Source organism: Planomonospora parontospora (assembly GCA_014647935.1).
GTDB classification, from domain to species: Bacteria; Actinomycetota; Actinomycetes; order Streptosporangiales; family Streptosporangiaceae; genus Planomonospora; species Planomonospora parontospora.
In genome coordinates, this window is record BMQD01000063.1 from 1 (window position 1) to 8600 (window position 8600).

The following is an 8600-nucleotide window of genomic DNA, read 5'->3' on the forward strand; positions in this document are numbered from 1 at the left end:
GTGGTACCTGCCACGACCAAACCTCTCTCGGTTCGATCTCCACGTTACGAGGGGAAGCTCACTTCTTCGCCGGGCGGGACTTCAGCACGATCTCCCAGCGGAAGCCGGTGGGCAGCGCCGTGACGACCAGCGACGAGCCCGGGCCCGCGGCATCGGCGTAGACGGCCTTGCCACCGGTGACCGTCGGGCGGGCCAGAGCGGTCGGCCAGGTGAAGGTGACCGGTTTGCCATCCTGAGTGGTCAGCGTCGCCAGCGGCTTTCGGGCGCCGCCGGAGGTGAACTCCACCGGGGTGACGGTGATCTTGGGGCGCAGCACTCCGCCCGATTCCACAAGGGTCGGGTCGATCCACCGCCAGGCTCCGTCGCGATGCACCCGCACCGGCTGGGTCCATGCCTCGATCACCAGGCGCCCGTCGGGCTGTTTGGTGACCCGCCGGTCCTGGGGCGCCGCTCCGAGCAACTCGCCGGGTGGTGGAGTCGGCGGGGCGGCCGGGGGCGGGGCGGGGGCCGGGCTCGCGGCCGCAGGTAATTGCTGCGCCGAGGCCAGCATCGCCGCCGCGACGGCGACGAGAACGACCGAGGGGGATCGCCGCACCAGTTCTCCTCCAAAGTTGATGATCAAGGATCCCGGTCATGCTCTGCGGTGGATTACCAAATGTCAAGGTTTGGGTAAAAATCGGCAATCTCACCTGCATGTGAACTGGGCACCGAATGCTTTCCGGTCGGTTGTATTGGAAACGATCGTTCGCGTTACACAACGGGCGGCGTGTCGTTCCTGCAGGTAAGGTGTGTAACACATGCCGTGTCCGCGCCAATGTCATGCATGAGGAGGTTCGCGATACAGTCCGAGCATGCGCATCGGCTACGGACGCGTCTCCACCCGCGACCAGCATCCCGACGCCCTGACCGCGGCCGGCTGCGAGCACATCTTCATCGACACCGCCTCCGGCAAGCTCGCCCGCCGCCCCGAGCTCGACAAGGCGCTGCTCTCGGCCAACCGGCCCGGCGACCAGCTCGTGGTCACCAAGCTGGATCGGCTCGGCCGCTCCCTGGAACACCTCATCGACCTGTCGGGACAACTACAGGCCCGCGGCGTCGACCTGGTCGTGCTGGACCAGGGCATCGACACCTCCACCGCGGTGGGGCGGATGTTCTTCCAGATCCTGGGCGCCATCGCCGAGTTCGAGCACGCCCTGATGAGCGAGCGGACGATGGACGGCCTGGCCGCCGCGCGCGCCCGCGGCCGCACCGGCGGGCAGCGGCCGAAGCTCGGCCCCCGCCAGGTGCAGCTGGCGCGGGCGATGTACGAGGAAGTCGGTGCCGACGGCAAACGCGCTTACACCGTGGCGCAGATCGCCGCCGAGTTCGGCGTCACCCGCCCCACCATCTACCGCCACCTCGCCAAGCCATCTGCCCCGCCGTCCCGTCGGCAGTGACCCGCACCTTCCGCGATCATCCCATCGAGGTCGTCACCCCCTGGCGGACAGCGGGTGCTCCGGAGCTGGAACGTACGCCGAGCCTTCGTGTGATCAGCCGTCGGAGCCCGGGTCGCCCCTCATGATCGTTTCTTGGCGTACGTTTTCGTTCCGTTGTTCCTCACAGGCCGGGTCGGCCGGCAGGCACACGGTGAAGACCGTGTGCCTCCATCGCGGGGCGCGGCGGTGATGGCGCCGCCGTGGGCCTCGACGATCGCCTTGGTGATGGCCAGCCCCAGGCCGGTGCCGGGAATGCGGGCCTCGCGCGCGGTGGAGGCGCGGAAGAACCGGGAGAACAGCTGCTCGTACTGCTCGGTGGGGATGCCGATGCCGGTGTTGGTGACCACCAGCGCGACGCGGGAGCCTGCGCCGGTGCCGCCCTGGCAGACCGGGGCGGCGGTGACGGTGACGCTCCCGCCGCCGGGCGTGTACTTGGGTGGCAGACCAAGTACGTCGGAAAGGGCTAATAGCGCTGGTCAGAGGCTCAGAAGCCTGCTGGACGGCCGGGCCGGGTGCCCAGCAGCGCCCCGGTATTCGGCTCGACCGATACCGCATAGTGCTTGGGTTCTGTCCGGTCAGAACCCCTATTAGCCCTTCCTGGCGTACAAGGTGATGTTGACGACCCTGCTGGCGAAGCCGATGGTGGACCTATGCCAGCCCTTCGCCAGGATCCGCCCGTCGGCGATAACGGACCGTCACGCGGCCGCTCGCTACACACCGGACAACGCGAACGCCAACTCCGCCGTGATGGGCCGCCAGATTGTCAGCCCCGTCCACCCGCGTCCTTGGGAGAGATGCAATGACGAGCAACAACACGCCCCCGCCCGCCGAAGGTCTCGGGATCTGGGCAAATCTCGGGATCTGGATCGCATTTGGCACTGCCTTCGGCCTCCTCGTCGGCGTCGTCGTCGGGGGTTTTTCCGACAACATCGCTTACGGTGTCGGGCTAGGTTCGTCCTTCGGCGCGGCCCTGGGGGTGGCCGCCTGGGCCGTCTTCATCGCGCCGCGAAGGAATGCCCACCGCGACTCCTGAGCGTCGCGCCCGAGTATCGGCTACGGGGTCGCAGGCGCCACCGGGAAGTCCAGGAAGCAACGCAACGGCGCTGGCGATGGTGGCCGCGTCAGATGATCACGTCCCGGCGGGCCGAGATCTGGTGGCGGTTGAGAGCGTCATCGACGCAGCCGGCGGTCCAGGCGCTCCCGGCTGCCGTCATAGCACTCGCCGACCGGATCGTCGACTGGGCGGATGGCTACGCTGCCCGTCGTGTTGAGGTGTGACCAGGTCTCGCGGTCATAGGTCTTCGACGTAGTCGGCGGCGATGTCGTCAGGTGGGTTGGTGTACAGGCGCAGGTAGCGGTCGTTGGCGTGGCCGAGGCGGCGCTCGAGTTCGGCGCGGTTGTGGCCGGAGGCCTGCGACAGGCCGTAGGCGAAGGTGTGCCGGGCGTCGTGCGGGCGCAGGGTGCCGAGCTTGCGGTCGGGGTCGGGCATCTGGGCGTCGTGCAGGCGGCCGATCTCGCCGACGATGGTGTTGATGGAGCGGGCCGAGAGGCGGCCGTCGGGACGGCGGGCGGCGATGGAGGCGGCCGACAGCAGCAGCGCGGCCGGGCCGGTGCTGGCGGCGGCGTCGCCGGGCCGCTCCTGGTCGAGGTAGTCGGCCAGCGCCTGGCGGGCGTCGCGGCCCAGGAACACGGTGCGGCTGGTGCGGCCCTTGCCGCGCACGCCGACAAGGCGCGCCTTCTTGGCCTGGCGCAGCCGCTCGGGGGCGGCTGGCTCCAGCTGGTCCAGCTCCAGGCCGACCAGCTCCGCGCGGCGCAGCCCGGTGTCGAACAGCAGGTAGATGATGGCCCGGTCGCGCAGCGGGCGAGCGTGGGCGTGTACCCGGGGAGTTCCACCGCCGCGGTGACGGCGGCCTTTGAGCTCGTGGAAGGTCTCGATCCGGTCCACGACGTTCTTGACGGTGCGCACCCGGGCGGTGGCCAGCGCTCGCGGCTGCGGGGCAGGCAGTGGTAGCGGGGGGACTTTCTTGGTCGGGTCGCCGTGGCGCAGCAGCCCTTCGGGGGCGTGCGCGGTGATCCAGGTGAACAGCGCTGACAGGTGCGCGAGGTGGTTGTTGACGGTCGCGGGCGTGGGCTTCACCCGGCAGCAAGGAGGAGCGGGAAGTGGCCGGGCGCGGATCCGCCCGGCTCTGCCACCTGGTGGTTTACTGCGTAAAGAGCGTCGCCCTAATCACCGCAAACCGGCGTCGGATCAGCCTTCCCCGGTGCCGACGTCACCAGGGTCGTTCAGTGGCCGCAGCATCAGCAGCATGACGGCCAGCACCACGCACCGAAGGATCGCCAGCTTCCACACGGTTCCGAGGCCGTGCGGGGAGACGGCCCACGCCCGCAGGCCGGGAAACGGCAGTCCCGCCACCAGCGCCGCCCCCAGGACGACCATGGACGTCTGGACCGAGAACCGGATCCGTCGCGCCCAGCGCGACTCTGAAGACTCCGGCGACGATGCCTCGCTCATCAGGGACTCCTTCACGGGCGAGAGCCGACTCAGGGCCACGCCCGCGACGGTACGCCCGCAGGCGCCGGCCTGCAGCAGGAAACAGGAGACGGGTACGGCGCCGTCCGGAACCGGCCCTCGGATGATCTACGAAATCCCGGACGATCCCCCGGACAGGCAGGCGTACCACGACGATTCCCCGTAGACCGAGCGGCTCCAGGCGTCGCGATCCCACCCGGTCACCGCCCGCCCGGTCAGCGCCGCGACGGCGGCCGCCGCGGCGTGGGCCTGCGCCTGGTCCCGGGCGGCGATGGTGCCGAACACGCCGAACCCCTCCACCTCGATCTCCCAGTCCGGGCCGTGCAGGCTCCACCGGCCGTCGCAGCGCCGCAGGCACACGTCGTCGCCCCACTCCGCCGCCGCGGAGACGTCCTGCGGGACGTCCGGGACGTCCTGGCCGGCATCGAGGACGTCCGGCGAGACGTCCTTCGCGTCCCTCGGCGTCCCGCCCGGGTGGGCGGCGGCTGCGCAGCGGCGGGCGTAGCGACGCTGGGCGGCCCGGCGGTCGGCGACCCGCAGCACCGGCGCCAGCTCCTCCCAGGTGGCCCCGGCGTCCCGGGCCGCGCCGATGAAGTCGCTTTCGACCTCCGACAGCCAGTCGCGCAGCGCGGCCAGCAGGGTCAGCGCGGCCAGGGCGTCGTCCCCGCTCAGGCGCGGCCGGGGCGGGTCGTCCGGGCGGGCCTCGGTGAACTGCGCCGCCGAGGCCACCAGGTGCATCCACCCGTGCTCGCTGCCGGGCGGCTGGTAGCGCGCGGCGCCGACGCCCTCTTCCCGCAGGAACCGCGCCGCGTCGTAGGGGTCGGTCAGGTCGTAGGCGGGCCGCACGGGCATCCTCCGATGTCGTCACGGTGATGACGGATACGTCATCGCGATGATGACACCGCCCTGTCGGCGGGGAGCGGCTTGCGCTCAGGTCCGGCCGGGTCCGGCCTCAGATGACCTAAGCCGGGCTTTCGTGTACCAGAGGGGCCATGACCGTCTTGCTGCCCGACCGGGCCACCATGAGCGTCACCGAGACCGCCGCCGTCCTGGGCGTGCACCGGGATGCCGCTTACGCCGCCGCCGGCCGCGGGCAGATCCCGCACCTGCGTATCGGTCGGCTGATCCGCGTGCCCACCGCGGCGCTGGCCGCCCTGCCGGGCCTGCCCGGCCCGGCGGCCGCGCCGGCCGAGCTCCCGGTGGTGCCGGTCGCGGAAGGACGGGAATGATGGGGCGGCGCAGCAAGCTCACCCCCGACATCCAGGCCCGCATCGTCCAGGCCCTGGAAGGCGGCAACTCCTTCACCACCGCGGCGCAGCTGGCCGGGATCAGCCCGCGGACCCTGCACGCCTGGCGTCAGAAGGGCGAGGCCGACGACGCCCCGGCCGACTTCGCCGCCTTCGCCCTGGCCGTCGAGCGGGCGCGGGGAGCAGTCTGCGCGCAGCTGGTGGACGCGGCCCTGCGCGATGCCGTCGGCGGGACGCTCGTGGCCGAGACGATCCGCCCCGGCGGGTTCGTCTCCCGCCGCTGGAGTGCGCCAGGCGGGCACATCGCCCTGGCGATGCTGGCCCGGATGGAGCCGGAGAGCTGGGCGCCGGTCAAACCTCGCGAGCAGGCGCCGGTGCAGCGTGCGGAGCCCGCCGACGATCTGGCGGCCCTGGCCTCGGCGGCCGACAAGGTCGCCGCCCGGGTCGAGCAGACCCGGACCGCCCGCGAGCGCGGAGGACTGCACCTGCTCTCCGCATGAGACCGCCGTCCGGCCGGCCCCCACCCCCCAGGGCGGGAGGAGGCCGCGCTGAAGTCGGCGTCGCAGATCCGAAAAGCTTTTGATCTTGAAATGATGGTTGCCCTCCACAGGAAGGCATACGACCGGAAGCTGGCCGCCATCCGCGTAGCCGCGAGGGCGGCGGGCTGGGGCCGATGTCGGCCTGAGGCGGTTCCAGCCGGCTGCTGGACTTCCCGGACATCCCGCACACGGGAGTGCGCGAAGAACGGCAGCCGCTGGTCTCAGCCAGTGGCTCTGAGGGATTGGCCGTTCTGGCTAAGGTCCAGTACTCCCGAAACTACGGCGAGGGCAACGTAACCAGCGGGTAGTCCTGGCCTGCTCCTCGGCTCTTTTCTCATCCGGGATCTATCAGGTCAACAATTGGTAGCGGACAGTATATAAAATATGACTTAGGGTAGCGAAAGCTATGGCCCCCCCGGAACGCGACAACGGTGACCTGCACAGAGACGGAGCATGGCATGGTCAAGATCGGAATCGTTTTGGGGAGCACCCGGCCCGGCCGCATCGGGGAGGCGGTGGCCCAGTGGGTGCACGGCTTCACCGCCAAGCGCACCGACGCGAGCTTCGAGCTGGTCGACATCGCCGACTACAGTCTTCCGCTACTGGATGAGCCGGTGCCGCCGTCGATGGGCCAGTACAGCAAGGAGCACACCCAGCGCTGGGCCGCCAAGGTCGCCGAGTTCGACGGGTATGTGTTCGTCACGCCGGAGTACAACCACGGCCCGTCCGGGGCGCTGAAGAACGCCTTGGACTACCTGTACGCCGAGTGGAACAACAAGGCGGCCGGGTTCGTCGGCTACGGCAGCGCCGGGGGTGCCCGTGCGGTGGAGCAGCTGCGCCTGGTCGCCGCCGAGTTGCAGATGGCGACCGTGCGCGGCCAGGTGATGCTGTCGCTGTTCACCGATTTTGAGAACTTCTCGGTCTTCAAGCCGGCCGGCCACCACGAGCAGTCCCTGGCCACGATGCTGGACCAGCTGGTGGCCTGGAGTCAGGCGATGAAGTCGGTGCGCGAGCAGCAGCACATGGACGCCTACCGGTCCTAGCGTGTCGGCCCATTGCCCGCGCCGGCGCTAGCAGGTGGTGCCGGTCGCGGGCCTTGAGCCGCAAGGTCGGCAACCCGGGCGCGGGCAGCGGGTCGCCTTCGGCCCACTCGAAGTAGCAGTGCGGCCGCACCCCGGTCGCGTCCCGCAGCGCCAGGCGGCGATGGCGTTGGGCGCGGCCGGGCTGTCGGCGCGCAGCATCCGGTGGCCGTCGACCTCCGCCCCGGTCTGGTGCTCCCGAAGTTGCGCCGAGCCGTGCCGAAAAGTAGCGCATCGGACCAGTTCAGAACCGTGATCGGAGGCGCTTCCCAATCCCTGGGAAGAGGAGTTCCCGTCGCTGCCTCCCTCGGAAACCAGGCGAATCCGGACATGAGACGACTCCCCGCGAGGCTTCGGGCCTACCTTGCGGCTTGGCGCAGCTAATGGAGTCCCGGGCCCTCCCCGCGGCAGGTCAGGCGTCACCCGTGCGGGAGAGCGGCCCCACCGCGCGGTGGCGGCCGGACCGGTGAGAAGCCGGTGACCGGCGTGGTCATCCGGCGGGGTGAGTTGCCGGCAGGCGTATCCGCAACCGGATCCGCGAACAGCCGGGCCGCTGGTCGACGGTCGCCGCGTCGACCAGCCGCCCGATCAGCCACAACCCCATCCCCTCATCGGGGCGCTCCGGTCGCGGCGGCGGCCGGTCGGGCAGGTGCGCGGCGCTGAGTGCGCCGCGCACGTCGGTGACGTCGATGACCAGGTCCGAGCCGGTGCGGGTCAGCAGCAGCGTGCCGGTTCCGCCGCCGTGCTCCACCACGTTGGCCAGGGCTTCGTGGGCGGCCAGCACCACCCGCTCCAGGCGCTGCCCGGCCAGGCCGGCCGCGGCCGCATAGCGGTGGACCGCGCGGCGCAGCCCGGGGAGATCGCCGGTGATGGGCCACGATTCCTGAAAGGCGATCACACGCTTCTCCCGTGCGAGGCGCCGTTCTGGCTGCTTGCCCGCGGGGTGGCCGGCTCACCGGCCAGAATCGGCGGTCGTGACCCCCACGGTAGCCCACCCCGCGGCCGCTCCCGCGTCCCCGGCGGCCGGGCAGGGCCACGGATGCCCCGGCGCCGGGGACAGGCGCATCGCCGCGATGAAGACAGCCCGCCGCCTGATCGACGCGACCGGCACCGCGCCGGAGCTCGCCGGTTGCCGCGTTCACCCGCATGGCCGCGCCATGCGGGCACATCGGGCAGATCCGGCGAACGCGTCGTCCGGCTGGGGCGCTCACGCCCTGCGGGGTACGGTTCCGAACGGCAGGCTTCCGCCGCCGGGGTGGGGGTCGGCGGTGGGGTTCGGCCCGATCGGCGTTGCCGCCGACGTCAGGTGCCGGCCGCCTGGTGGCGGGAAGCGTTGATCCGCAACGCCTCGGCGAGCTGGTCTTCCAAGACGATGATGCGGCAGGCGGCTTCCAGCGGGGTGCCCTGATCGACCAGTTCCCGGGCGCGGGCGGCCAGGCGCAGCTGATAGCGGGAGTAGCGGCGGTGGCCGCCACCGGAGCGGTGCGGCTCGATCAGCTTGGCGGCGCCCAGAGCGCGCAGGAAGGCCGGCGTGACGCCGAGCATCTCGGCGGCCGCGCCCATGCTGTAGGCGGGGTAGTCCTCATCGTCGAACCTGTCGCCAGCGCTGCCGCCTCCGAGGGCGGTGGCGCCGGCGGTTGTGTGCGGTTGATCCATACAGGCCTTTCACCGGGCGACAGGGGGCCCCGGCGCGTATCGCGCCGGGGCCCCGAAGAGGTTCAACACCATCT

The 8600-nt window shown here is 71.1% G+C and carries 12 protein-coding genes; 5 read left to right on the top strand and 7 right to left on the bottom strand.

Translation table 11 applies throughout. The annotated features are described in order from the left end of the window. Positions 1-58: 58 nt before the first annotated feature. On the bottom strand, positions 59-595 hold the full coding sequence (locus tag IEZ07_RS34930) for a hypothetical protein (RefSeq protein WP_191898715.1): 537 nt from the start codon (positions 593-595) through the stop codon (positions 59-61). Positions 596-851: 256 nt separating this feature from the next. Between IEZ07_RS34930 and IEZ07_RS34935 the strand changes: the two genes are divergently transcribed. Beyond that, positions 852-1436, top strand: a complete 585-nt coding sequence (locus IEZ07_RS34935; RefSeq protein ID WP_191898716.1) for a recombinase family protein — start codon at positions 852-854, stop codon at positions 1434-1436. Between the two features lie 119 nt (positions 1437-1555). On the opposite strand, the gene IEZ07_RS34940 is transcribed toward IEZ07_RS34935, so the two are convergent. Next, on the bottom strand, positions 1556-1918 hold the full coding sequence (locus IEZ07_RS34940) for an ATP-binding protein (protein ID WP_191898726.1): 363 nt from the start codon (positions 1916-1918) through the stop codon (positions 1556-1558). Positions 1919-2274: 356 nt separating this feature from the next. Between IEZ07_RS34940 and IEZ07_RS34945 the strand changes: the two genes are divergently transcribed. Beyond that, on the top strand, positions 2275-2508 hold the full coding sequence (locus IEZ07_RS34945) for a hypothetical protein (RefSeq protein WP_191898717.1): 234 nt from the start codon (positions 2275-2277) through the stop codon (positions 2506-2508). A 258-nt stretch (positions 2509-2766) separates the two neighbouring features. On the opposite strand, the gene IEZ07_RS34950 is transcribed toward IEZ07_RS34945, so the two are convergent. The 3 genes from IEZ07_RS34950 to IEZ07_RS34960 all read right to left on the bottom strand — a co-directional run bounded on the left by IEZ07_RS34950 (position 2767) and on the right by IEZ07_RS34960 (position 4857). Continuing rightward, positions 2767-3612 carry a tyrosine-type recombinase/integrase gene (locus IEZ07_RS34950; protein ID WP_191898718.1) on the bottom strand — a complete coding sequence of 282 codons (846 nt, stop codon included), beginning with the start codon at positions 3610-3612 and terminating at the stop codon, positions 2767-2769. A 111-nt stretch (positions 3613-3723) separates the two neighbouring features. Then, entirely contained in the window at positions 3724-3987 is a 264-nt protein-coding gene (locus IEZ07_RS34955) for a hypothetical protein (protein ID WP_191898719.1), read from the bottom strand. 126 nt (positions 3988-4113) lie between these two features. Then, positions 4114-4857 carry a hypothetical protein gene (locus tag IEZ07_RS34960; protein WP_191898720.1) on the bottom strand — a complete coding sequence of 248 codons (744 nt, stop codon included), beginning with the start codon at positions 4855-4857 and terminating at the stop codon, positions 4114-4116. 140 nt (positions 4858-4997) lie between these two features. Between IEZ07_RS34960 and IEZ07_RS34965 the strand changes: the two genes are divergently transcribed. The 3 genes from IEZ07_RS34965 to IEZ07_RS34975 all read left to right on the top strand — a co-directional run bounded on the left by IEZ07_RS34965 (position 4998) and on the right by IEZ07_RS34975 (position 6834). Continuing rightward, entirely contained in the window at positions 4998-5234 is a 237-nt protein-coding gene (locus tag IEZ07_RS34965) for a helix-turn-helix domain-containing protein (protein WP_191898721.1), read from the top strand. Continuing rightward, entirely contained in the window at positions 5234-5752 is a 519-nt protein-coding gene (locus IEZ07_RS34970) for a transposase (RefSeq protein ID WP_191898722.1), read from the top strand. The genes IEZ07_RS34965 and IEZ07_RS34970 overlap by 1 nt, the downstream gene beginning before the upstream one ends. A gap of 497 nt (positions 5753-6249) precedes the next feature. Beyond that, a complete protein-coding gene (locus IEZ07_RS34975) occupies positions 6250-6834 on the top strand; it encodes an NADPH-dependent FMN reductase (RefSeq protein WP_191898723.1) in 585 nt (194 codons plus the stop codon). A 526-nt stretch (positions 6835-7360) separates the two neighbouring features. Here IEZ07_RS34975 and IEZ07_RS34980 read toward each other — a convergent pair. Together IEZ07_RS34980 and IEZ07_RS34985 are read right to left on the bottom strand one after the other, a co-directional pair. Further along, the gene (locus IEZ07_RS34980; RefSeq protein ID WP_191898724.1) at positions 7361-7768 is read right to left on the bottom strand and encodes an ATP-binding protein; all 408 of its coding nucleotides are present in this window, start codon (positions 7766-7768) and stop codon (positions 7361-7363) included. A gap of 404 nt (positions 7769-8172) precedes the next feature. Beyond that, complete coding sequence (locus tag IEZ07_RS34985; RefSeq protein ID WP_191898725.1) at positions 8173-8526, bottom strand: helix-turn-helix domain-containing protein; 354 nt, start codon at positions 8524-8526, stop codon at positions 8173-8175. Between the last annotated feature and the right edge of the window lie 74 nt (positions 8527-8600).

What these genes read in the sequence shown, in the direction of transcription:
- IEZ07_RS34970 (WP_191898722.1), top strand. Translation starts at nt 5,234, where the DNA reads ATGGGGCGGCGCAGCAAGCTCACCCCCGACATCCAGGCCCGCATCGTC.
- IEZ07_RS34960 (WP_191898720.1), bottom strand. Translation starts at nt 4,857, where the DNA reads ATGCCCGTGCGGCCCGCCTACGACCTGACCGACCCCTACGACGCGGCG.
- IEZ07_RS34945 (WP_191898717.1), top strand. Translation starts at nt 2,275, where the DNA reads ATGACGAGCAACAACACGCCCCCGCCCGCCGAAGGTCTCGGGATCTGG.
- IEZ07_RS34985 (WP_191898725.1), bottom strand. Translation starts at nt 8,526, where the DNA reads ATGGATCAACCGCACACAACCGCCGGCGCCACCGCCCTCGGAGGCGGC.
- IEZ07_RS34935 (WP_191898716.1), top strand. Translation starts at nt 852, where the DNA reads ATGCGCATCGGCTACGGACGCGTCTCCACCCGCGACCAGCATCCCGAC.
- IEZ07_RS34955 (WP_191898719.1), bottom strand. Translation starts at nt 3,987, where the DNA reads ATGAGCGAGGCATCGTCGCCGGAGTCTTCAGAGTCGCGCTGGGCGCGA.
- IEZ07_RS34975 (WP_191898723.1), top strand. Translation starts at nt 6,250, where the DNA reads ATGGTCAAGATCGGAATCGTTTTGGGGAGCACCCGGCCCGGCCGCATC.
- IEZ07_RS34965 (WP_191898721.1), top strand. Translation starts at nt 4,998, where the DNA reads ATGACCGTCTTGCTGCCCGACCGGGCCACCATGAGCGTCACCGAGACC.